Here is a 23,058-nt window from a genome sequence, read left to right as displayed (position 1 = left end):
GGTTCGATTCTCGCGTACGGGCCGGAAATTCGAAGGCGCGGGCAGCGGTTCGCGTCGTACGGTCCGTCACCATGACTGTGCTCGTCAGAGAATTCCGCCCCGAGGACGCCGAGGCGACCGCCGAAGTGCTGCGCGCGGCCATCCCGTTCCTGGTGACGACGCCCCAGGAGATCGTGTGGTCGGTGGCGCACGCCAACCCGGCGAGCGCCTATCGGCTGCTCGTCGCCGAGATCGACGGCCGGGTGGTGGGCCGCGCCCAGGTCGGCCTCGCGTACGAGAGCGGCACGCCGGGGCAGGCGTACGCCAACGTGTACGTCCACCCGGAGCACCTCGGGCAGGGCGCGGGCTCCTTGCTCGTGCGCACCGCCGAGGAGCATCTGGCGTTCGCGGGCGCGAGCTCCGTCTACTCCTGGGTGCTCGACGAGCCCGGGAACCGCGCCTTCGCTCAGCGGCGCGGCTACCTGGCGCGCCGCTCCGCGCGCTTCCTGCGGCTCGGCCTGACGGAGGGCACGCTCCCGCCGCTGCCCGAGGCCCCGGCCGGGGTGGAGCTGCGTACGGCGGCGGAGTTCGCGGGCGATCCGCGGCCGCTGTTCGCCCTCGACGCGGAGACGACGGCGGACGAGCCGAGCGACGTCGGTGCTCAACTCGACGACTACGAGGACTGGTTGACCAGCACCTGGGGTCACCCGGGCCTGGACCGGGACCTCACGGTGGTGGCCGTGGTGGACGGGGTGCCCGCGGCGTTCACCGCGGCCCGCACGGACCGGGTCAGCCGGTACACCTCGGGCATGACGGGCGTGACGCGCGCCCACCGCGGCAAGGGCCTGGCCAAGCTGGTCAAGGCGCACTCGCTGCACCGGGCGCGGGCGGCGGGCCTCACCGAGGCGTTCACCGGCAACGACGCGGGGAACCAGCCGATGCTGGCGGTCAACAAGTGGTTCGGTTACGAAATCTGTGCGACGGAGGTACGGCATGTCCGAGAACTCGGTGTCGGCTGAGGCAGCCGTGGACGTGGTCCTGCGCAAGGCGGGGCGCACGAAGATCAGCTATCCGGCGACGCTGCTCAGCGACGACGGCACCCATCTCGTGGTGCGGGCGGCCTGGGCGGGCGCGGGCGTGCGCGACTTCGGCTTCGTACGCTTCGAGCCGGGTGACGTGTTCACCGAGCACTACTGGCGGGACCGGTGGTACGCGGTGAAGGAGGTCCGGTCGGGCGGCGGGGAGTTGAAGGGCTGGTACTGCGACGTGACCCGGCCGGCCGAGGTCGGCGCGGCCGGGGTCGTGGTGGAGGACCTGGACCTCGACCTGTGGGTGTCCGCCGACCGCAGGTCGGTGCTGCGCCTGGACGAGGACGAGTTCGCGGAGAGCGGCCTCGCGGAGCGGGACCCTTCGGCCGCGCGGCAGGCCGTGGCGGCGCTCGACGAGCTCGAACTCCTCGCCCGGGGCGCGGGGTTGAGCCCGCTCCTGAGCGCCTGATCGCTTGAGCGCCTGACCGCCTGAGCGCACGAGCGCACGAGCGCACGAGCGCCTGAGCGGGACCGGCATCCCGGGGCCGCGCGGCTCACTCCGGCCACCGGGCACCGCCCTCACCCCCGCTCATCGGCAGCGGGACCGCCCGCGGGCTCTTCGGGTCGTACGCGATCGGGTCGTCGTCCTCGTGCCAGTGGAGGACGAAGCGCTCGCCCGCGCGGTACGCGTCGAGGCCCGCTCTGCAGTACGCGACCATGTCGTCCGGCAGCGCGTCCAGTGCGTACCAGCCGAGCTCGGAGCACTTGTCCGGCTCGCCGTTGACGGGGGTGCCGCCCGCGCCGTGGTCCGCCTCGAAGAACCAGCCGATGCGGGGTGCGGTGCCGGGGCCGCGGTGCTGCATCACGAGGGCGACCCGCAGGTCCTGAGGGGCCAGGCGCAGGCCGACCTCCTCCTCGGCCTCGCGGATCACCGCCTCCCGCACGTCCTCGCCGTCCTCGGTGTGGCCGGAGGGTGCGTGCAGCAGGCCGTCCGCGTAACCGGTGTTCGCGCGGCGGGCGAGCAGCACCTCGCCGCCCCTGCGGACGATCAGGTGGACGTCGACCACCTCTCTGTGGCGGCGCGGGCCGTCCACGACCGCCACCAGTGCGTACCGCTCGTCGGTGACCGGGCCGCCCCACAGCCGGGCGTCGGACGACAGCGACTCGGTGTGCACCCGGCCGGCGAGCGGGGCGAGGGCACGCGTGAGCCGGGCGGCGGGGAGGCCGACGGGGCTCTGCTCGCCCCACACGCCCTCGATCAGGACGAGCCGCCCGCCGGGCCGGAGCAGGGTGCACCAGTGGCGCAGGGCGGACTCCGGGTCGGGCAGCGTCCACAGCACGTGCCGGACCAGGACGGCGTCGAAGCGGCGGCCGTCCAGCGGAGGTCTGCTCGCGTCGCCCACGAGCACTTCGGCGCCGGTCCCGGAGAGCTTCGCGCGGGCCCGCTCGGCCATCCGCGGCGCGCTGTCGACGGCGGTGACGCGGTGTCCCCGCTCGGCGGCGAGGAGCGCCAGGCTGCCGGTGCCGCAGCCGAGGTCGAGGACGTCCGCCGGGGCGGGCGGGAGCCACTGCGCGAGCCGGTCCGCCCAGGCGGCGCGGACGCCCAGGTCCCGCAGGCCGTGGTCCGGAGCGTCGTCGAAACGGGCGGCGGCCTCGTCCCAGTCGACGTTGCCGAGGTCATCGATGTCCATCGTCATGAGCCCGATGGTCGCAGCCACCACTGACAACGGCCTCCCGGTCCGTACTGCCGCCGTGCACAGGGCAGTTGAGGTACGCGACAGCGGCTGCGGACGCGCTCCGTGTCCGTCCCGTCACAGGAGTGCACAGGGGGCGCACGGGGCGCAGGAACAGCCCCGTAGAACGGGGGTCCACACCTCTGCGCGCGGGTTCGCGCACCCGAGGGAGTGACGTAGGCCACAGACAGAGGTGCGGCGATGGGTGACGCTCCTCTTCCGGGTCTGCCTCCGGAACGCGGAACCAGGCCTGCTCCACCCTAGGAGGCCGTCATGCGTCGCCAGACCCTGCACAAGCCCCTGCCCAGGCCCGCCAAGCGCCGCGCCGAGGAGCGCCGCGAGGAGGCCGGCCGGCCACGCCCCGAGATCCGCGAGGACGTTCGCAGAACGTGGTGGCCGGAGAGCTGACCGCCGACGTGGTCACTTCCCCTCTCCCACCCGCTTCCGGTAATGCACCCGGTCATACACCCCGTCCCTGCGCCGCTCCACCACCTCGTACCCGTACCGCGCATAGATCCTCTGGTTCTCCCGCATCAGGGCGTTCGTGAGGAGGCGGACCTCGGGCAGGTCCAGGTCACGTGCGCGCTGTTCCACGAACGTGAGCAGCGCGCGGCCCACCCCGCGCCCGTGGGCGTCGGGGTGGACCGCGATGGACTCCAGGTAGAGGTGGTCCTCGTGCGGGACCAGGACCACCAGGCCGGTGACCGGGTCACCGGTGACGAACACCCGGCCCGCCGCCACGTCCGCGGCGTGGTCCCGGTCCATCGGCGCGGGCCTGAGCCCGATGCGCTCGATGTAGGGGTGGTACGCCGCGTCCGTCACCGCGCGTACGGCGGGTCCGTCGGCGGAGGTGGCGGGCCTGATGTCGGCGGCTGTCGTCATGCGTCCACGGTACGGTCCGAACTCCCCCTCTTGATCAGCTTCTTGAGCAGCGGCCAGGCCAGGAGCAGCACGACCACGACGTAAACCGTCACGGAGAACGGCGTATTGACGAGGCCCGTCACGCTGCCGTCGCTGATCTGCAGGGCGCGGCGCAGCTGCTGTTCCGCGGCCGGGCCGAGGATGACGCCGATGACGGCGGGCAGGACGGGCAGTCCGTAGCGCCTCATGCCGAAGCCGATCAGGCCGATGACCAGGAGGATCACCAGGTCGAGCGCCTCACCGCCGACCGCGTACGCGCCGACCGCCGCGAAGAACAGGATGCCCGCGTAGAGGTAGGGGCGCGGGATCCGCAGGAGCTTCGCCCACAGCGGGGCCAGCGGCAGGTTCAGGGCGAGCAGCAGCACCATGCCGACGAACAGCGAGGCGATCAGGCCCCACACCAGTTCCGGCTCGCGCTCGAAGAGGAGCGGGCCCGGCTGGATGCCGTACTGCTGGAACGCGGCGAGCATCACGGCCGCGACGGCGGTGGTCGGCAGGCCCAGGGTGAGCATGGAGACCAGCGTTCCGGCGGCGGAGGCGGAGGCGGCGGACTCGGGGCCCGCGACGCCCTCGATGGCGCCCTTGCCGAACTCGTCCTTGTGCTTGGAGAGCCGCTTCTCGGTGACGTACGAGAGGAACGTGGGGATCTCCGCGCCGCCCGCCGGGATCGCGCCGAACGGGAAGCCGATGGCGGGGCCGCGCAGCCAGGACTTCCAGGACCGCTTGACGTCCGCCTTGCCGAGCCAGGGGCGGCCGACCGGAATCGCTTCGGCGCTCCCCCGCCGCAGATGGGCGGCCACCCACAGCGCCTCGCCGATCGCGAACAGGCCCACCGCGACGATCACCACGTCGACGCCGTCGGCGAGTTGGAGCGAGCCGAAGGTGAGGCGCTGCTGTCCGGTCATCTGGTCGAGGCCGATCAGGCCGATGGTGAGACCGATGAGCAGGGAGGCCATGCCGCGGATGCGGGAGGAGCCGAGGACGCTGGTCACCGCGATGAACGCGAGGACCATGATGGCGAAGTAGTCGGGTGCGCCGATGTCGACGGCGAGTTCGGCGATCTTCGGGGCGAGCGCGACGAGCAGGATCGTGCCGACCATGCCGCCCGTGAAGTGGCCGATGGCGGCGGCCGCGAGCGCCTGTGCGCCGCGCCCGGCCTTGGCCATCGGGTTGCCCTCCATCGCCGCGACGACGGCGGCGCTCTCACCGGGGGTGTTGAGCAGGATGGAGGTCGTGGAGCCGCCGAACATCGCCCCGTAGTAGATCCCGGCGAACATGATGAACGCGCCGGTGGGGTCGAGTCCGTACGTCACCGGGAGCAGCAGGGCGACGGCCATGGCGGGGCCGATGCCGGGCAGGACGCCGATGGCGGTGCCGAGGAGCACGCCTATGGCGGCCCACAGCAGGTTGAGCGGGGACAGCGCCGTACCGAAGCCGTCCATCAGGGAGTTGAGAGCATCCATGTCACAGCACTCCCATCAGCGGACCGCCGGGCAGCGGCACCCCGAGCAGGTTGTTGAAGACGACGTAGGTCAGCAGCGAGAGCACCGCGGCGATCAGCGGATCGCGGTCGATACGGCGGCTGCCGAGCGCGAAGGCCGCGCCCCAGAAGAGCAGCGCCCCGGCGACCGGGAAGCCCAGCGGGTCGATCAGGACGGCGGTCGCCAGGAAGACCCCGGCGAGCAGCAGGACCGTGCGCCAGTCGGCGGGTTCGGACAGGTCGACGTCCTCGCCGCTCTCGGCCTCGCCGCGGCCGCCGCGCAGCACGTCGACGGCGAGCAGTACGGCGATCAGGAGCAGTCCGGCGCCCACCACGATCGGCACGGTCTTCGGGCCGATGGGGCCGCGCTGCGCGATGTCGACGTCCATGGTGAGGGCATCGGTGAGGACGAGCAGGCCGAGCACCAACAGCAGGACGGAGACGCCGAGTTCGGAGTGCTCCTGGAGCCAGGACCGGCGCGGCTGGGGCTGCGCCTCGGGGGACTCAGGGGATTCAGGGGTCACGGTCGTCACAGGCCGAGCTCCTTCAGTACGGACACCACACGCTTGTCCTGGGCCTTGAGGAAGTCGCCGAACTCGTCGCCGGTGGCGAAGGCGTCCTCCCAGCCGTTCCTCTTCATGGACTTCTGCCACTGCTCGGACTTGTGCAGCTTCTCCACGAGGCCGGTGAGCTTCTCGCGTTCGGCCTCGCTCAGGCCGGGCGGGGCGACGATGCCGCGCCAGTTGGTGAAGTTCACGTCGTAGCCGGACTCCTTGAGGGTCGGACCGTCCAGGCCCTTGACCCGCTTCGGCCCGGTCACCGCGAGCAGCCGCAGCTCCCCGGACCTGATCTGGTCCAGGTACTCGCCGACGCCCGACACCCCGAAGGCGACCTTGTTGCCGAGGATGGAGGCGAGCAGTTCACCGCCGCCGTCGAACGGCACGTAGTTGACCTTCTTCGGCTCGATCCCGGCGGCCCGCGCCATCAGCATGGGCGCGATGTGGTCGGGCCCACCGGGCGAGGAACCGCCACCCACGGGCATCTTGCCCGGATTCTTCTTCCAGGCGTCGATCAGGTCCTCGATGGTCTTGTACGGGGAGTCCTTGGCGACCACCACGACGTCCTGCTCCTCGGTGAGGCGGGCGATCGGGGTGGTGTCGGCGAGGGTCTTGGGCGAGTCGTTGGAGCGTGCGGCGCCCACCACGCCCAGGCCCATGGACATGGCGAGCTTGCCGTTGCCGTGCTCGCCGACGAGCCGGGTCAGACCCACGGTGCCGCCCGCGCCGGGCAGGTTGAACACCTCGATGTTGTGGGTGAGACCGGCGTCCTCGGCGTCCTTGGCGGCGGTGCGGGCCGTGATGTCGTAGCCGCCGCCCGGGGTGTTGGGGACCATGAAGCGCAGGCCCGGGATCTGCGTGCCGGTGTCGGCGCCGCTGCCCGGGGTGAGCAGCGGCGGCCCGGCGAGCACGAGCAGCGCGGCCCCGAGCAGGGCGAGGGGTGTGCGCAGGCGCACGTGTGCCACCACCTGTCGGTACGTAGACGGAATTCGCGGACGGAATTCGTTGACGGAATTCACAGATAAAGGTGCCGTGAAGGCTTGTGAGGTGGCCCACATGTTGCCCGTGCGTTAACAAGCTGTCTCCCTTCCGCAAGCAACGGACGTTGTGGTCGTTGCGGTCACGCGCTTAGCCTGCGGCGATGACGAAGGTGCTGGTCGTGGACGACGACTTCATGGTGGCCAAGCTGCACGGCCGCTGCGTGTCCGCGATGGACGGATTCACGGTGGTCGGTGTCGCCCACAGCGGCGCCGATGCGCTGCGCGCGGCCGAGCGGCTGCGCCCCGATCTCATCCTGCTCGACGTGTACTTGCCGGATATGGACGGCATCTCCGTACTGCGGGAACTGCGCGCCGCCGAGGAGCGTGATCCCGGGCGGCCGCGGGTGGACGCGCTGTTCATCACGGCCGCGAGGGACGGCGACATCATCCGTTCCGCGCTGCGCGCCGGGGCGCTGCACTACCTCATCAAGCCGTTCAACCAGGCGGCGCTGCAGGAGCAGTTGAGGCATGTGGCCGCGCTGCGGGCCCGCCTCGACGACCTGGGCGAGGCCCGCCAGGAGGACGTCGACCAGATCTTCGGCACCCGCCCGCCGGGCTCCCGCGAACTGCCGAAGGGCCTCGCGGCCCATACGGCGGACCTGGTCGAGCGGGTGCTGCGCGCGGAGCCGGGCGGCCTGTCCGCGACGCAGTGCGCCGAGGCGGGCTCCCTTTCGAGGGTCAGCGCCCGCCGCTACCTGGAGTTCTTCGCGGACAGGGGCCGGGTCGAGGTGACGCTCAAGTACGGGGGGACGGGGCGGCCGGAGCGGCGGTACCGGTGGGTGGGGTGAGTTCCGGCGAGCGCGGCTCCAGGGAGAAAACCGGACGTTCCGCACCCTGTCTTTAACCACCTCTGAGCCGACCCTTAAAGCGACCATAAGGATCTCCAAGACCCGGCCTCAGCAGGCGATTTCACGGTTCCCAGGGGCTAGCTTCGAACTCGCCGACCCCCAGGGCTCGACCCTGTTGAACCGTTTCGAGGAGACCCCCCAATGACCACGCGCCGCACCGTCGCCTCCGTCGCCGCCCTCGGTATAGCTCCGCTCGCGCTGACCGCCCTGGCCGCCTCCCCCGCCGCCGCGCACGGCTCGATGACGGACCCGGTGAGCCGCGTCTCGGCCTGCTTCGCCGAGGGCCCGGAGTCGCCGACGTCGGCCGCCTGCAAGGCCGCGGTCGAGGCCAGCGGGGCGCAGGCCTTCTACGACTGGAACGAGGTCAACATCGCGAACGCCGCGGGCAAGCACCGCGAGATCATCCCGGACGGCAAGCTCTGCAGCGCGGGCCGCGACAAGTACAAGGGCCTCGACCTGCCCCGCGCCGACTGGCCTTCCAGCGAACTCGGCGCCGGGAAGCACACGTTCCGCTACAAGGCGACCGCCCCGCACAAGGGCTCCTTCGAGCTGTACATCACCAAGGACGGCTACGACCCGAGCAAGCCGCTGAAGTGGTCGGACCTGGAGTCGGAGCCGTTCGCGAAGGTCACCGACCCGAAGCTGGAGAACGGCGAGTACGTCTTCGACGGCACCGTTCCGAACAAGTCAGGGCGTCACCTCGTCTACAGCATCTGGCAGCGCTCGGACTCCCCCGAGGCCTTCTACACCTGCTCGGACGTGACGTTCGGCAAGGACGGCGGCAGCGCCGCGAAGGCCCCGGAGGCCGAGGCCCCGTCGGGCGACCAGATCGACGCGGGCGCCGATAAGTCCACGGTGGACCACTCCGGCCATGGCGGCGACCACGCCGAGCACGGTACGCAGCACCAGGAGGCCGGAGCCGCCGAGCCCGCCGCGCCGCAGGACGACACGGGCAACGCGCCCGAGGCGAACGGCGCCGCCGAGCCCGCGGCCGCCACCGGCACCGAACTCGCCGAGACGGGTGGGGACTCCACCACCCCGTACATCGCGATCGGCGGCGCCGCAGCCCTCGCCGTCGGCGCCGCGGCCCTGTTCGGCTCGGTCCGCCGTCGCGCCACCGCTGGCGGCCGCCACAGCCGCTGACGCCGACCCGCCCCGAACCCCGGCGCCTGCACGCCGGTTCCGCCGCGCCGCCGCTCCCCTTCCTTCACCTCGGGGGGCGGCGGCGCAGCCCTGCGTCCACGGCTCCCACCGCTCGTACCCTGGCCGTGTGCCCGAGTTCCGGATCGCCCACCGCTGCCCGCTCGCCCCCGCCGAGGCCTGGCGACGCGTCACCGACTGGCCGCGGCACGCCGCGCAGGTGCCGCTCACCAGGACGACCGTCCTGACCCCACCGCCGACCGGCCGCGGCACCCGGTTCGTGGCCCGCACGGGAGTCGGCCGGCTCGCCTTCGACGACCCGATGGAGGTCACCGCCTGGCAACCCCCGGGCGCCATCGCCCCGTTCGGCCGCTGCCGCCTCGTCAAGACGGGCTCGTTCCTGACGGGTTGGGCCGAGATCGAGGTACGCCCCGTCGGCACGGGCTCGTACGTCGTATGGCGCGAGGATCTGCGGGTACGGCCCCTGCCGAGGTTCCTGGACGCGTTGACGGCGCGGGCGGGCCGGGTGGTGTTCGGGTACGCGCTGCGGAAGGTGCTGGCTTGACGGGGGCGGGGAAGGGAACAGATCCAGCCCTACGCCGCCAACGCCCCCAACCCCACCACCCCCTCCCCGAACCGCGCCCGCGCCCGGTCCGTCGCGGCCTCCAGGCGGCGGGCCTTGTCGTCGACCGGGTCGAAGGTCAGCTGGCGGGCGGCCTGTTCGGCGGGGCCCAGGCCCTCCGCGCGCAGGGAGAGCGTCCGCACCCGGGCGCGCTGCAGGCCGAGGGCCTCGTACATGCCGTACGCGGTGGCGGTCAGGGACGCCGAGTGCGCGGTGGGTTCGCGCAGGGCGCGGGAGCGGGTGGTGGTGGAGCGGTCGGCGTAGCGCACCGTCAGCGTCAGGGAGCGGCACACCTGGCTCGCGCCGCGCATCCGCGCCCCCAGTTCCGCGGTGAGCGAGAGCAGGGCGCGCCGGTGCCTGGCGGGGTCCAACTCGTCGCGGGCGAAGGGCCGTTCGGCGGCGAGGGAGCGGGCCGCGGCGTTGCGTACGACGGGGGTGCGGTCGATGCCGCGCGCCTTCTCGTACACCTCGCGCCCCGCCTTCGCCCCGAGGATCCGCTGGAGCGTGCCGAGCGGTGCGGCGGCGACGCGGTCGACGGAGTCGAGGCCGTAGGTGCACAGGGTGCGGGCGGTGGCCCGGCCGACGCCTTCGAGGGCGACGACCGGCTTGCGGTCCAGGAACTCCCGTACGCCGTCGGCCGTCGCCGGCACCACCCGGGTCTGCCCGGGGCCCGCCTCCCGTGCGGCCATCCTGGCCAGCATCGGGTTGGGGCCCGCGCCGATCACGCAGTCCACGCCGTGCAGAGCGAGGGCGCGGACCCGTACGAGCGCGGCGAGCTGTTCGGCGTCCCGGTCGAAGTAGCGCAGGGCGCCGCGCACGTCGGCGAGGGCCGTGTCGGGCGGCGCGGCCTCGACGGCGGGCGTCAACTCGCCGAGCAAGGCGATGAGTTCGGGCAGCAGAGCCTCACCGTCCGCGCCCGTCAGGAACCGTACACAAAGAATCATCCCGCGCTCCCCTGGCTCCGGTGCCACAACTTCCGTCCTCCCGGGGGCCCTTCGCCGGGTGGCTGAAGGTCGGCCCACGGGTTCATCTCGTAGCCGGTGGGCATACGGATCCGACGTCCCGTATCAGCGTCCGCACCCGGGTCGGCGACAGCGGCAGGGGCGGCCAACCGCTCCCCCACCGCTTCGAGCCCGCCCGTCTCGCGCAGCTCGACCAGCTCCTGGAGGTTCCACGCCGCCGCGCCCACCACGGACAGGCTGCGCGGGCCGCGCCGCTGGACCACGCCTCGGACGAGGAGCAGCCAGGAGTGGAAGACGGTGTGCGCGCACCGCTCGTGGCTGTCGTCGAAGAAGGCGAGGTCGACCAGGCCCGTGCCGTCGTCGAGGGTGGTGAAGATGACGCGGCGACCGGAGCGGATGGGCGGCGTCTGGGTGGCCGCCTTGGCGCCCGCGACCAGGACGGTCTGCCCGTTCTCGGCCAGCCGCAGCCGCTTCGCGGAGGTCACGCCGAGTTCCCGCAGGAACGCGTGGTGGTCGCCCATGAGGTGCCGGGAGGCGTCCATGCCGAGGACGCCGAGCTCGGCGCTGAGCCGCTCGGCCTCGCCGAGGTCGGGCAGGCCGACGGCGGCGGTCTTCCGGCCGCCCGCGAGGGGGAGTTGCGAGCCGTACGAGCCGCGGGCGCCGCGGTGCAGTTCGGCGAGGTGCAGGAGCAGATCCCGCCGGTTGCCGCCGAACGCGTCCAACGCGCCCACCTGAGCGAGCCGTTCGGCCACCGGCCTGCTGGGCCTGGCCCGCTGCCAGAAGTCGAGCAGCGAGGAGTACGGCCGGCCCTCCTCGATCCGCCGCGCCTCCGCCTCGCTGATCCCGTGCACGTCGGACAGCGCGAGCCGCACGCCCCAGCGGCCACCGGACCCACCTCCATCGGACACCAGTTCGATGCTGTGAGCGGCCGCGGACCGGTTCACGTCGAGGGGCAGCACCGGCACCCCGCGCCGCCGCGCGTCCGCGAGCAGCAGCCGCTTCGGGTACATGCCGGGGTCGTGGGTGAGCAGCCCGGCGTAGAACGCGGCCGGGTGGTGGGCCTTGAGCCAGGCGGACTGGTAGGTCGGCACGGCGAAGGCGACGGCGTGCGCCTTGCAGAATCCGTAACTGCCGAACGCCTCGATGATCTCCCAGGTCCGCTGGATCGTCTCGGCGTCGTACCCGTTCACGGCCGCGTGCTGGGCGAACCACACCTTGATCCGGCCCTGCGACTCGGGGTGGGAGAGCCCGCGCCGCACCCGGTCGGCCTCGCCTCGGCCGCAGCCGGTCATGATGTCCACCATCGCGATGATCTGCTCGTGGAAGACCACGACGCCGTACGTCTCGCGCAGCGGTTCCTCCAGGTCGGGGTGCGGATAGCTGACGGGCCTGCGGCCGTGCCGGGACTCGATGAACGGCCGCACCATGTCGGCCGCGACCGGTCCGGGCCGGAACAGCGAGATGTCCACGACGAGATCGTGGAAGGTCGCGGGCTGCAGCCGCCCGACCAGGTCGCGCTGGCCCGGCGACTCGATCTGGAAACACCCCAGCGTCTCGGCGCTGCGGATGAGTTCGTACGTCGCCGGGTCGCCCGGCGGGACCGCGTCCAGGTCGACGGAGGCACCCGTGGCGCGTTCGACCTCTCGTACGGCGTGCGCCATCGCGGACTGCATGCGGACGCCGAGCACGTCGAGCTTGAGCAGTCCGAGCTCCTCCACGTCCTCCTTGTCGAACTGGGACATGGGAAGGCCTTCGCCGCTGGTCGGCACCACGGGCGTACGGGCGAGCAGCGAGGCGTCCGAGAGCAGCACCCCGCACGGGTGCATGGCGATCCCGCGCGGCAGCGCGTCGAGCCCTTCGACCAGCTCCCAGAGCCGCCCGTACTTCTCCTTCTGTTCGGCCACGTCCTTCAGCTCGGGCAGTTCGTCCATCGCCGCGCGGGCGTCCTTGGCCCGGATGTGCGGGAACGCCTTGGCGAGCCGGTCGATCTCGGCGGGGTCCATGGACAGGGCCGCGCCGACGTCCCGGATGGCGTGCCGTACGCGATAGGTCTCGGGCATGGAGACGGTGGCGACCCGTTCGGCGCCGAAGCGGTCGATGATCGCCCGGTACACCTCGATCCGGCGGGCGGACTCCACGTCGATGTCGATATCGGGAAGGACGGAGCGCCGCGTGGACAGGAACCGCTCCATCAGCAGCCCGTGCTCGACGGGGTCGGCGTGTGCGATGCCGAGCAGATGGTTGACGAGCGACCCGGCCCCCGAGCCGCGCGCGGCCACCCGGATTCCCATCTCCCGTACGTCGTCGACGACTTGAGCGACCGTCAGGAAGTACGAGGCGAAGCCGTGGTGGGCGATGACGTCCAGCTCCTGGTGCATCCGCTCCCAGTAGGTGCGCCGGTCGCCGTAGCCGCGGAGCAGCATTCCGGCGGCGGCGCGGGAGGCGAGGGCGCGCTGCGCGGTGCGCCGCCCGGCGCCGACGAGCCGCGCCTCCGGGAAGTGCACGGAGCCGATGCCGAGGTCGTCCTCGGGGTCGACGAGGCAGGCCGCGGCGGTCTGCTGGGTGCTTTCGAGCAGGCGGTACGCGGCCTCGCGCCGGTAGCCCGCCGCCTCCACGACCCGCTCCGCCTCGTGCAGCATCGCGTCGGCGCCCTTGAGCCAGCGCTCGCCGCTGTCAAGGCCCTTGCGCGGGTCGATGGGCACAAGGCGCCGGGCGGCGTCCAGGACGTCGGCGACGGGGCCCTGGCCGGGGTCGGCGTACCGGACGGCGTTGCTGAGCACGGGCCGTACGCCCTGCTCGGCGGCGAAGCCCACGGTGCGGGCGGCGAGCCGCAGCGATCCGGGTCCTGTGCCCTTCAGCCCGTGGTGGACGGCCTCCAGGCGGAGCGCGCCGGCGTACCGCTCCCGCCAGGGCGCGAGGAGTTTCGCGGCGCGGTCGGGACGCCCTGCGGCGAGGGCGCGGCCCACGTCGGAGGCGGGGCCGAGCAGCACGGTGAGGCCGTCGCCGTGGTTGTCCGGCCAGGGAAGGAGCGGCTGCGCCGAGGCGTCGCGGGCGTCCGCGTGGGCGGCGGTGATCATCCGGCAGAGCTCGGCCCAGGCGGCGGCGCCGTCCCGGGCGAGGTAGGTGACGCGGGGCGCGGACTCGTCGACGAAGGCGCCGCCGCGCACGGGGGTGCGCCGCTTCTCCTGCGCGGAGCCCGATTCCCGTACGGCCGGTGCCACCGCGAGGTCGACGCCGAACAGCGGTCGCACCCCGGCCTTCTCACAGGCCGTGGCGAAGCGCACCGTCCCGGAGAGGGTGTCCCGGTCGGTGAGCGCAGCTGCGTCCATGCCCCGCTCGGCGGCGCGCTCGGCCAGCCGCTCCGGGTGCGAGGCGCCGTAGCGCAACGAGAACCCGGAGACGGTGTGCAGATGCGTGAACCCCGGCACACGCACCTCCTGAACCCGCCTGAACCATCGCTCTCCGCATCCCCTTCCCCACCATAGACCAGTTTCGAACGTACGTACGACCCCAGGTGGACCGCAGGTGTGCCCCGAGGGGGCGTCTCCCCGTACTCACCCGTTCGGTCCCGCCCTGCTGCGGGCCGCAGGCTCCCCGTCGAGCGTGGTGGGCATGACGAGGACCACACGCGGCGGCGGCCTGGACGGCGACCCGGGCACCGGATTTCTCCACGAGGTCAGGGACGCGGTGAGCGCCCGCACCGGCCTCCTGGTCATCGGGGTGCTCCTGGTGCAGCTCGCCTTCATCGCTTCGTACATCGGCGCCTTCCACAAGCCCGTGCCGCACGAGATCCCGATCGCGGTGACGGGACCGAACACCCAGGTCACGGGGCAGGCCGTGGAGCAGCTGCGCGCGCTGCCGGGCGAGCCGCTGAAGCCGCGCGCGGTCCGGGGCGAGGCGGAGGCGGTCGAGCAGATCCGGAACCGGGAGGTCGACGGCGCCCTGATCGTCGACCCGCGCGCGCCCGGCGACCGGCTCCTGGTCGCGAGCGCCGCGGGCGGCAGCCTCTCGCAGGCGCTCGAAGAGGTCGTCGGCGCGGCGGAGAAGGCCCAGAAGCGCACGCTGACGGTCCGGGACGTGGTCCCGGGCGCCGCCGGGGACGCCCGCGGCCTGTCCTCCTTCTACCTCGTCGTCGGCTGGTGCGTGGGCGGCTATCTGTGCGCCTCGGCCCTGGCGATCAGCGCGGGCGCCAAGCCCGCCAACCCGGCCCGCGCCCTGATCCGGCTCTGCGTGATGCTCCTGTACGCGGTCGCGGCGGGGCTGCTCGGCGCGGTGATCGCGGGCCCGTGGCTGGACGCGCTGCCCGGCAGCGTGCTGGCGCTGTGGGGGCTCGGCACGCTCCTGGTCTTCGCGGTCGGCGCGCTCACGCTCGCGTTCCAGGGCATCGCGGGCGTGGTCGGCATCGGCCTGGCGATCATCGTGGTCGTGGTCCTCGGCAACCCGAGCGCGGGCGGCGCCTACCCGTACCCCTTGCTCCCCGGCTTCTGGCGCGGCCTCGGCCCCGTACTCCCACCCGGCGCGGGCACGTTCGCGGCCCGCTCCATCGCGTACTTCAAGGGCAACGGCGCGGGCGGCCCGTTCCTGGTCCTCGGAGCGTGGGCGGTCGCGTCGGCGGCGGTCACCCTGCTCCTTTCGCTGCTACGCCAGGAACGACGCAACAGAAACACCTAAGGCTCGGCCCACCGAAGTGGGCCGAGCCGTGGAGCGTGAGGGAGCGGACCGTCAGCCGATCTCGGCCCCGAAGGCCTCAAGGGCTTCCGGGACGGGCTGGAAGAAGGTCTCGCCGCCGCCGGAGCAGTCGCCGCTGCCGCCCGAGGTCAGACCGAGCGCGGTGTCGCCCGCGAAGAGCGCGCCGCCGCTGTCGCCGGGCTCGGCGCAGACGTTGGTCTGGATCAGGCCGTTGACGACGTCGCCGCCGCCGTAGTCGACCGTGGCGTCGAGGCCGGTGACCTCACCGTCGTGCAGCTGCGTGGTGGAGCCGCTGCGCTGCACCTGCTGGCCGACCGTGGCGTCGCCCGCCTGCGCGATGGCCTGCGTCGAGCCGTTGTACAGGTTCACCTCGCTGGGGTGCGCGGTGTCACCGGTGTACTTGACGATGCCGTAGTCGTTGTCGGGGAAGCTGGACCCGGCGTTGGTGCCGATGACCGGGCCGCCCTGCTCCTCGGACCACTCCTGGATCGACTCGGTGCAGTGGCCGGCCGTCAGGAAGTGCGGCTCGCCGCCGACCGTGACGTTGAAGCCGAGCGAACAGCGTCCGCTGCCGCCCCAGATGGCGTCGCCACCGGCGATGAACTTCTTGAACTCGCCCTGGCTGCGCTTGAGTTCGACCTGCGAGCCGAGCGCTTCGGTGGCCTGGGTGAGCTTGGCGAGCTCGGCGCCCTTGACCGTGCGGTCGGCGGTGACGACGACCTTGTTGGTCTTCGGGTCGAGGGCCCAGGAGACGCCCTTGGTGCTGGCCTTCTCGATCAGGTCGCTACGGGTGGTCTTGAGCTCGGCGAGCGAGTTCTCGACGACCTTGGCCTTGGCGCCGGCCTGCTCGACGGCGTCCGCGGCCTTCTGGTCCAGGACGTTCACCACGAGCGACTTGGACTTGACGTCGTAGTAGGCGCCGGCCGCGTCAGCCCCGAGGTCCTGGCCGAGAACCGAGCCGAGCTTGCCGGCCGCGGCGGCGGTGAGGGTCTTGAGCTCCGGGGTGGCGGGAGCGTCGCTCGCGTTCGCGGTCTGGAAGGTGACGCCGGCGGCGACCAGTGCGGCTATGCCCGCACCTGCCATGGCGGCACGGCGCTTGGGTATGCGTCGGTGCTTCAAGTCACGTCCTCCTGTGGGGGGTCGGGTCCGGATCGGTGGGGTTCACCGGGCCCTGAAGGGTGACAGTCACTATTGCCACGTTCACAGGGCGCACACAAGGTCGAGTTCCGGACGCGCACTCGACGACCACGGCGCGGTCCCCGGGCATTCACGAAACCTTCGCTTGCACGTGGCGGGCCCTCCGCAACTCGATGCAGGGCTGGCCGATTCTTTCCCCTCCCGCCTCTTCCCGACGACGGTTCAAAATCAGCCCCTCCGGCGTTTGAGGAGCGGGGGATCCGGGGGCGGAGCCCCCGAAGCGCCGCAGGCTTTCGGGAAGGGGCGGATAGGGGAAAAGAACGAGCCCCCGCCCGGGAGTTCGGGCAGGGGCTCAAGAGGCGCGGGAGGGGTCCCGTACTGGATCAGTACACGGAAACCCCGTACGCGCTCAGCGCCTCCTTCACGGGCTGGAAGAACGTCGTACCGCCGGAGGAGCAGTTGCCGCTGCCACCGGAGGTGAGGCCGATGGCCCGGCTGCCGGAGTAGAGCGGGCCACCGGAGTCACCGGGCTCGGCGCACACATTGGTGCGAATCATGCCGTAAACGACATCTCCACCACCGTAGTTGACCGTCGCGTTGAGGCCGGTGACGGAGCCGCTGTGGGTGCCGGTGGTGGAGCCGCGGCGGGTGACGGACATGCCGACCGTGGCGTCGGCCGCACTGGTGATGTCCCGGCCGCCGACGGTGCCCGGGTGGGAGAGCCCGGTGTTGGAGTAGCGCACCAGGCCGTAGTCGTTGCCCGGGAAGCTGGATCCGGCCGTCGGGCCGATGGTGGTGGTACGGGCGGAGTTGGTGTACCAGGTGCCCGCGCCGTCGGTGCAGTGGCCGGCGGTCACGAAGTAGTACGTGCTGCCGCTGCGCACGTTGAAGCCTGCCGAGCAGCGCCAGCTGGAGGCGTAGATCGCGTCGCCGCCGGAGAGCAGCTTGCTGAACTTGCCGGGGGTGCGCTCGATCTTGAGGGCTCCGGCGTTCGTACCGGCTTCGCGCTTGATCTTGTTGATCTCGGCCCGGGAGACGGTGCTGTCGGCCGTGACCAGGACGCGCTTGGTCTTCGGGTCCACGTTCCAGGCCGTGCCCGCGACATCGGCGGCGAGCACCGCGTCGCTCGCCTCGCTGAGCTGGGCGCTGCTGAAGGTGGTGGCCTCGTCCGCGCTGGCGGCCGGTGCGGCGAACGCTCCGGCGGCGACGAGGGATCCGGCCACGACGGCCAGGGACGCGCGTCTCGCGACGCCGCTGCGGGGGGTGGTGCGCTTGATCCTCACTTCACGTTCCTCCGAGGGAATCGGGGGCCCGCCTGGGAGGAGCGGGCCCGTGAGGCGCAGCCGAGGGCGGGCCGCCCGGGTCCGGTGTCCGGAATCCGGTTTGGCCGTGCCCCTGACAAGCGCTGGCTCGGAGTATTCGGTCGGCGTGAGGGCCGCACAAGGCCAGCTTTCGGCCGTCTGCGCATGACACACCTCGGCCCCGGCGGCGGGTCCGTCGCGGTGTTCCGCGGGTGCCGTCGGGGTCGCTCGTCGAGGGTGTGACGTACGGGCGCCGCTCGGGGTTCCACACCGGGATGCGGCAGGGCGCACCCTCAACTCACGCCATCCGGCCGGGAGTTGAAGGATGAACCGATTCGCCCGCGTCCGTCCGGGGCCGGGACCTGGCCGGAAGTCGCCGCTCCGGATGACCTCCGTACCGGCGACGGTGGTGGTGGCGACGGTGGTGGCGGTGGTGGCGGTGGCGGCGGCGGCGGCGACGACGGTGGTGGCGGTTCAGCCGCAGCCGCAGTCGCAGTTGCAGTCGCAGCCGTCACAGCACCCGCCGTCGTCGCCTTCGCCGCTCTCCCCGTCTCCCCCGCAACAGCTGCAGCAGTTGGAACAGTTGGAACAGCAGTCACAGGCGCCGCAGCAGTCGTTGCACGGCCCCTCCTTGCGCTCCCGGCTCCACGGGTCCTCGTGCGTGCCGCAGCACAGCTGACACGTACAGGCGAGTCCCGCCCACACCAGGCACCCGGCGATCAGCCCCCGCCGGTCACGGCGCGGCGGCCGAGGCCCACCGGGCCCACCAGGCCCACCGGGCCCCGGCCCGTACGGACCACCAGGACCGCCGGGGCCACCGGGCCCGGGCTGCTGCGGAGCGTACGGACCGGCGGGGCCACCGGGACCGCCCGGACCGGGCTGCGGGTACGAGGTGTACGGACCGACCGGCCCACCGGAACCGGGGTGCGCCGCGTGCGGCACGCCGGGCTGCTGATGCGAGCAGCCCGTGGTGCCGAAGGCGCGGTCGACGGAGCGCGGCAGTTCGTGCACGAGCAGCCGGTGCGCGAGCCCCGCGTCCGTGAACTCCACGTCGCGCAGGGCGAGTCGGATGCCGCGCAGCGCGTCGTCGGCGAGCCTGCGGGCCCCGGTGAGTGAAGTCCCGGTCGCGGAGAGGGGGTTCCACGCCCCGCGTGCGGCGTCCTCCTCGCGGTCCTCGACGGCGTCCAGGAGGTGCGCGAGCCGCCCGAAGAGCCGGCCGGCCTCGGCGAGCGGTGCCGCGTTGCCCGGCCGTCCGGAGAGGTGCGCGGTGTGCGCGAAGGCCGCGGCGGTCGCGGTCTCGGTCGGCTCGGTCACGACGAGCAGCGAGGTGCCGGGCCCGGCGAGCGCCTCGATGCCGCCCTGCCGCCGCACGGCGTCGACGAGCACGGCGGTGTCGAAGCCGACGTCGGCCCCGGTGCGCGCCCCGGCCCGGTCCCAGGAGCGGGCCACCCGGCGCGCCGCCAGGGCCACCGGCCTGCGCCCCAACACCCCGTCCCCGTCGGCCACGTGGTCGCGTACCTTCGCCGAGGCGAGGACGAGCGAGACGGCCGCGGCGAGGCGCGCACCCTCGCCCTGGGCGACCGAGGCGCCGCGCATCCCGCGCAGCGGACAGGGCCCGGCGGTGCGCCGCCACCCCGTGGTCCGCTCGACCTGAGCCTCCGTCAGAACCGAGACGAGCAGGCCGTCGTAGTTGGTGACGACCCGCGCGAACTGGCCGTGATCGCTGCGCAACGCGAGGCAGAGCCCGCACAGATGCGCCATCCACTGCGTCTTGAGGCCCTCACCGAGTCGGTGGCTGCAGGGCCTGACGATGCCGAACAAGACGGCTCCCCCGTGAGTCGCTGATGACGTGCGACCGCATCGTATCGGCCACGCTCAGCAGCTCGACACGCCCGTCGTCACCCGGACGCGCCGACAAGTCATATTTCACTCACTGTCAGCAGCCCTGCCTGGCAGGACCCTTGGAGAATGGGGGTGCGTTCTGCACCAGTACCGTCACGAAAGGCGCGCGGCGCGACTAACCGCTTGGTCGGAGCGACGCGCCTTCCGCATCATGGACGACCATAGGGGTGCGGACAGCAGGACCGCTTGAGAGGAGGCGTCCATGGGATCGGTGCGCAAGGCGAGTGCCTGGCTTGGCCTCGTCGACGACAACGATGACGAGCGTTACTACGACGGTTACGAGGACGACGCGGCCGAGGGCCCCGAGTCCGGCGAGACCTGGGTGACCGACCCCCGGGTGCGGGTCGCCGGCGAGCAGGCCGAGGAGGCCGGCCGCCGGATCGGCACCATCGCCCCGGACGGCTTCCGGGACGCGCGCGCCATCGGCGAGCTCTTCCGGGACGGCGTCCCGGTCATCATCAACCTCACGTCGATGGACCCCGGCGACGCCAAGCGCGTGGTGGACTTCGCGGCCGGGCTCACCTTCGGCCTGCGCGGCTCCATCGAGCGGGTGGCGACCCGGGTCTTCCTGCTCAGCCCGGCCGACACCGCGGTCGTCAACGGCGAAGCGGCCGCCCGGCCTTCGGACGGCTTCTTCAACCAGAGCTAGCCGGCAGGCCGCTCACCGACTCCCCCCGGACCGTCCGGTCTACCGGAACGCGTCGAGCCCGGTGAGCGCCTTGCCGAGCACCAACTGATGCATCTCGACGGTGCCTTCGTAGGTCAGCACCGATTCGAGATTCGTCGCATGCCGCATCACGGGGTATTCGAGCGAGATCCCGTTGGCCCCGAGGATCGTCCGTGAGGTGCGGCAGATCTCGATGGCCTCTCGTACGTTGTTGAGCTTGCCGAAGCTGACCTGCTCCGGCCGCAGTCGGCCCGCGTCGAGGCGGCGCCCCAGGTGGTGGGCGAGCAGGATCCCCTTGTGCAGTTCGACGGCCATGTCGGCGAGCTTGGCCTGGGTGAGCTGGAAGCCGCCGATGGGCCTGCCGAACTGCTCCCGCGTCTTCGCGTACTCCACCGCCGCCTCGAAGGACGAGCGGGCCGCTCCCATCGCGCCCCAGACGATGCCGTAGCGCGCGTGGCTCAGGCAGCTGAGCGGGCCGCGCAGGCCGGTGACCTCGGGCAGGACCGCGTCGGCGGGCAACCGCACCTCGTCCAGGACGAGTTCGCTGGTGACCGAGGCGCGCAGGGACCACTTGTGCTTGATCTCGGGGGCGGAGAAGCCGGGGCTGTCGGTGGGGACGACGAAGCCCCTGATGCCGTCGTCCGTCTGCGCCCAGACGACCGCGACACCGGCCACCGAACCGTTGGTGATCCACATCTTGCGGCCGGTCAGGATCCAGTCCGTGCCGTCCTTCTTGGCGTGCGTCCGCATCGCGGCGGGGTCGGAGCCGTGGTCGGGCTCGGTGAGGCCGAAGCAGCCGATGACCTCGCCGGCCGCCATCCGCGGCAGCCACTGCTGCTTCTGCTCCTCGGAGCCGAACTTCCAGATCGCGTACATCGCGAGCGAGCCCTGGACCGAGACCAGGGAGCGGATGCCGGAGTCGGCGGCCTCCAGCTCCAGGCAGGCCAGGCCGTACTGGACGGCGCTCGCGCCCGCGCAGCCGTAGCCGGTGAGGGACATGCCGAGGGCGCCGATCCCGCCGAGCTCCCGGGCCAGTTCGCGTACGCCGGGCAGTTCACCGCGCTCGTACCAGTCGGCGATGTGCGGCAGGACGCGGTCCTGGGCCCAGGTTCTGACGGTGTCGCGGATGGCGAGGTCCTCGGGGTCGAGGAGATCGTCGAGGCCGAGCGGGTCGGCGGGGTCGAAGGGCGGCAGGGCGGGGCGGGACGAGGACGACATGGACGGGCCTCCGGACACGTAAAACTAGCAGCGTTAGTTACGGTGGTGCCGACGGTACGGCCCCGGGAAGCCGCACGTCCAGAGTGTGCCCCGCGGGCGGTGTCAGGCGGAGGACTCGGCGGTGATGGCCTCGCGGTCCCGCTGGGCCGGGGCGGTCTTCCGCAGGCCGCGCTCGCTGGTCGCGGGGGTGGTGTCCTCGTCCGCCGGGGACGCGGAGAGGTCCATGGCGCGGGGCAGCCGCAGGGCGGCCAGGGCGCCGATGAGGAGCAGGCCCGCGCTGGCGTACAGGGTGACGTGCAGTCCGTGCACGAAGGCGTCGCGGGCCGCGGCGCGCAGGGCGGCGCCCGCGCCGGATTCGAGCCCGTGGGAGATCTCGTAGGCCTCGCCGAGGGAGTGCCGGGCGGCGGCGACGTCGCCGCCGGGGACGCCGGGGACCGAGTCGAGGCGGGGGCCGTAGGCGGCGTTCATGACACTGCCGATGAAGGCGATGCCGATACCGCTGCCCAGCTGGTACGAGGTCTCGCCGATGGCCGCGGCGCCTCCCGCCTGGCCCTGGCTGACGTCGCTGAGCATCGACTCGTACGCACCGAAGAGCGTGGTCTGCAGGCCGAAGCCGAGCAGGACGAAGCCGGTCAGGAGCAGCGCGAGGTTGTCCTCGCGGCCCATGAACGTGAGCGTGAGGACAGCTGCGGCGGTCAGGCAGAAGCCGGCCGAGACCATCACGCGCGGGCCGAGTCGGGGCAGGATCCAGGATCCGGTGAGCCCGCCGGCCATGGCGGCGAGGGTCAGCGGGACCATCCTGAGGCCGGTCTCCAGCGGCGAGAGGCCGAGCACCAGCTGGAGGTACTGCGCGGCGATCAGCATCAGGCCGACGAGCGCCAGCATCGCGATGATGATGCAGCCGACGGAGGTGCCGAAGGCCGGCCGGGAGAACAGGCTGAGGTCGACCAGCGGGTGCTTGCGGCGGCGCTGGCGGCGGACGAAGAGCACCAGGAGCAGCGCGCCGACGATCAGCGGCACCAGGGTCATCGGGCTGACGACGCCCTCACCGCCGCCCGCGCGCTTGATGCCGAGCACGACGCCGAAGAGTCCGGCCGCGGCCATCAGCGCGCCGACCACGTCCCACGGGCCGTTGCGGTCGCCGGTGGACTCGGGCAGGAGCCAGCGGCCGACCAGGAGGCTGGCGAACATCAGCGGGATGTTGATGAGGAAGACCGAGCCCCACCAGAAGTGCTCCAGGAGGAAGCCGCCGAGCAGCGGTCCGGCGGCGGCGCCGACGGCGGCGACCGCGCTCCAGATGCCGATGGCGAGGGCCCGCTCGCGCCGGTCGGGGAAGACCTGCCGGACGATGGAGAGCGTCGCGGGCATGATCATCGCGCCGCCGACGCCCAGCAGGACGCGGGCCGCGATCAGGGTCTTGGGTTCGTGCGCGAGCGCCGCCATCGCGGAGGCGAAGCCGAACAGGCCGTACCCGAGGAGCAGGACCTTTCTGCGGCCGACGCGGTCGCCGAGGGTGCCGAAGAGGATCAGGAGCGAGGCGCAGACCAGCGGATACGAGTCGACGATCCACAGGAGCTGGATGGCGCCGGGCTTGAGGTCCTCGGTGACGGCCGGAACCGCCACGTGCAGCACCGTCGAGTCGATGGCGACGATCGCGAGGCTCACGCACAGGACTATGAGGACGACCCAGCGGTTGGCGCCTTCCGGGCGTCCGATGCCCATGCGCTCCAGGAACCGGGATGCCGAGGGCCGCTTCGGAGCAGCCGTGGTCGTCCCGGTCATGTAGTACCTCCCAGTGATCCCGTACTCAGGCGGTCGGCGGGCGGCGGCTCTG

Annotated in this window: 20 protein-coding genes; 8 read left to right on the top strand and 12 right to left on the bottom strand. The window is 72.5% G+C overall.

Annotated elements, in window-relative coordinates; genetic code table 11:
- Positions 1 to 71: 71 nt before the first annotated feature.
- Together RCO28_RS10865 and RCO28_RS10860 are read left to right on the top strand one after the other, a co-directional pair.
- Complete coding sequence (locus RCO28_RS10865) at positions 72 to 998, top strand: GNAT family N-acetyltransferase (protein WP_308940833.1); 927 nt, start codon at positions 72 to 74, stop codon at positions 996 to 998.
- Entirely contained in the window at positions 973 to 1,476 is a 504-nt protein-coding gene (locus tag RCO28_RS10860) for a DUF402 domain-containing protein (RefSeq protein WP_308940832.1), read from the top strand. Before RCO28_RS10865 ends, RCO28_RS10860 begins: the two co-directional genes overlap by 26 nt.
- 85 nt (positions 1,477 to 1,561) lie before the next feature.
- On the opposite strand, the gene RCO28_RS10855 is transcribed toward RCO28_RS10860, so the two are convergent.
- Positions 1,562 to 2,704: a methyltransferase domain-containing protein gene (locus RCO28_RS10855; RefSeq protein ID WP_308940831.1), complete on the bottom strand. Its 1,143-nt coding sequence runs from the start codon at positions 2,702 to 2,704 to the stop codon at positions 1,562 to 1,564.
- A 309-nt stretch (positions 2,705 to 3,013) separates the two neighbouring features.
- Here RCO28_RS10855 and RCO28_RS10850 point away from each other — a divergent pair, with 309 nt between their 5' ends.
- Entirely contained in the window at positions 3,014 to 3,148 is a 135-nt protein-coding gene (locus tag RCO28_RS10850; RefSeq protein ID WP_308940830.1) for a hypothetical protein, read from the top strand.
- Between the two features lie 12 nt (positions 3,149 to 3,160).
- Here RCO28_RS10850 and RCO28_RS10845 read toward each other — a convergent pair whose 3' ends face one another.
- Genes RCO28_RS10845 through RCO28_RS10830 form a run of 4 tightly spaced genes read right to left on the bottom strand, consistent with a single transcriptional unit; the run spans position 3,161 to position 6,654 of the window.
- Entirely contained in the window at positions 3,161 to 3,622 is a 462-nt protein-coding gene (locus RCO28_RS10845; RefSeq protein WP_308940829.1) for a GNAT family N-acetyltransferase, read from the bottom strand.
- Complete coding sequence (locus RCO28_RS10840; protein ID WP_308940828.1) at positions 3,619 to 5,124, bottom strand: tripartite tricarboxylate transporter permease; 1,506 nt, start codon at positions 5,122 to 5,124, stop codon at positions 3,619 to 3,621. Before RCO28_RS10840 ends, RCO28_RS10845 begins: the two co-directional genes overlap by 4 nt.
- A 1-nt stretch (position 5,125) precedes the next feature.
- Positions 5,126 to 5,665 carry a tripartite tricarboxylate transporter TctB family protein gene (locus RCO28_RS10835; RefSeq protein ID WP_308941231.1) on the bottom strand — a complete coding sequence of 180 codons (540 nt, stop codon included), beginning with the start codon at positions 5,663 to 5,665 and terminating at the stop codon, positions 5,126 to 5,128.
- Positions 5,666 to 5,670: 5 nt separating this feature from the next.
- Complete coding sequence (locus RCO28_RS10830) at positions 5,671 to 6,654, bottom strand: tripartite tricarboxylate transporter substrate binding protein (RefSeq protein ID WP_308941230.1); 984 nt, start codon at positions 6,652 to 6,654, stop codon at positions 5,671 to 5,673.
- A 185-nt stretch (positions 6,655 to 6,839) separates the two neighbouring features.
- Between RCO28_RS10830 and RCO28_RS10825 the strand changes: the two genes are divergently transcribed.
- The 3 genes from RCO28_RS10825 (at position 6,840) to RCO28_RS10815 (ending at position 9,291) form a co-directional block, all read left to right on the top strand.
- Positions 6,840 to 7,526, top strand: a complete 687-nt coding sequence (locus tag RCO28_RS10825; protein WP_308940827.1) for a response regulator — start codon at positions 6,840 to 6,842, stop codon at positions 7,524 to 7,526.
- A gap of 201 nt (positions 7,527 to 7,727) precedes the next feature.
- Positions 7,728 to 8,729, top strand: a complete 1,002-nt coding sequence (locus RCO28_RS10820; RefSeq protein ID WP_308940826.1) for a lytic polysaccharide monooxygenase — start codon at positions 7,728 to 7,730, stop codon at positions 8,727 to 8,729.
- 127 nt (positions 8,730 to 8,856) lie between these two features.
- A complete protein-coding gene (locus tag RCO28_RS10815) occupies positions 8,857 to 9,291 on the top strand; it encodes an SRPBCC family protein (protein ID WP_308940825.1) in 435 nt (144 codons plus the stop codon).
- A gap of 29 nt (positions 9,292 to 9,320) precedes the next feature.
- Here RCO28_RS10815 and RCO28_RS10810 read toward each other — a convergent pair whose 3' ends face one another.
- Both RCO28_RS10810 and RCO28_RS10805 read right to left on the bottom strand, forming a co-directional pair.
- The gene (locus tag RCO28_RS10810) at positions 9,321 to 10,292 is read right to left on the bottom strand and encodes a hypothetical protein (protein WP_308940824.1); all 972 of its coding nucleotides are present in this window, start codon (positions 10,290 to 10,292) and stop codon (positions 9,321 to 9,323) included.
- Complete coding sequence (locus RCO28_RS10805; protein ID WP_308940823.1) at positions 10,289 to 13,738, bottom strand: DNA polymerase III subunit alpha; 3,450 nt, start codon at positions 13,736 to 13,738, stop codon at positions 10,289 to 10,291. Before RCO28_RS10805 ends, RCO28_RS10810 begins: the two co-directional genes overlap by 4 nt.
- 184 nt (positions 13,739 to 13,922) lie before the next feature.
- Here RCO28_RS10805 and RCO28_RS10800 point away from each other — a divergent pair, with 184 nt between their 5' ends.
- Positions 13,923 to 14,981, top strand: coding sequence for a DUF3533 domain-containing protein (locus tag RCO28_RS10800; protein WP_308940822.1), 1,059 nt, complete (start codon positions 13,923 to 13,925; stop codon positions 14,979 to 14,981).
- A 51-nt stretch (positions 14,982 to 15,032) separates the two neighbouring features.
- On the opposite strand, the gene RCO28_RS10795 is transcribed toward RCO28_RS10800, so the two are convergent.
- From RCO28_RS10795 to RCO28_RS10785, 3 genes are all read right to left on the bottom strand, one after another.
- The gene (locus tag RCO28_RS10795; RefSeq protein WP_308940821.1) at positions 15,033 to 16,118 is read right to left on the bottom strand and encodes a S1 family peptidase; all 1,086 of its coding nucleotides are present in this window, start codon (positions 16,116 to 16,118) and stop codon (positions 15,033 to 15,035) included.
- Between the two features lie 401 nt (positions 16,119 to 16,519).
- On the bottom strand, positions 16,520 to 17,419 hold the full coding sequence (locus RCO28_RS10790) for a S1 family peptidase (protein WP_308940820.1): 900 nt from the start codon (positions 17,417 to 17,419) through the stop codon (positions 16,520 to 16,522).
- Positions 17,420 to 17,911: 492 nt separating this feature from the next.
- Positions 17,912 to 19,258 (bottom strand): DUF5685 family protein, encoded by a 1,347-nt coding sequence (locus tag RCO28_RS10785; RefSeq protein WP_308940819.1) that lies wholly within the window; start codon positions 19,256 to 19,258, stop codon positions 17,912 to 17,914.
- A 283-nt stretch (positions 19,259 to 19,541) separates the two neighbouring features.
- Between RCO28_RS10785 and RCO28_RS10780 the strand changes: the two genes are divergently transcribed.
- A complete protein-coding gene (locus RCO28_RS10780) occupies positions 19,542 to 19,988 on the top strand; it encodes a cell division protein SepF (RefSeq protein WP_308940818.1) in 447 nt (148 codons plus the stop codon).
- Between the two features lie 39 nt (positions 19,989 to 20,027).
- Here the strand turns inward: RCO28_RS10780 and RCO28_RS10775 are convergent, their stop codons facing one another.
- Positions 20,028 to 21,224, bottom strand: a complete 1,197-nt coding sequence (locus RCO28_RS10775) for an acyl-CoA dehydrogenase family protein (protein ID WP_308940817.1) — start codon at positions 21,222 to 21,224, stop codon at positions 20,028 to 20,030.
- A gap of 102 nt (positions 21,225 to 21,326) precedes the next feature.
- A complete protein-coding gene (locus RCO28_RS10770; RefSeq protein ID WP_308940816.1) occupies positions 21,327 to 23,006 on the bottom strand; it encodes an MFS transporter in 1,680 nt (559 codons plus the stop codon).
- Positions 23,007 to 23,058 lie beyond the last annotated feature (52 nt).

The sequence above is a fragment of the Streptomyces sp. LHD-70 genome, from assembly GCF_031157275.1.
In the GTDB taxonomy this organism is placed as follows: Bacteria; Actinomycetota; Actinomycetes; order Streptomycetales; family Streptomycetaceae; genus Streptomyces.
This window is presented reverse-complemented; position numbering and strand designations above follow the sequence as displayed.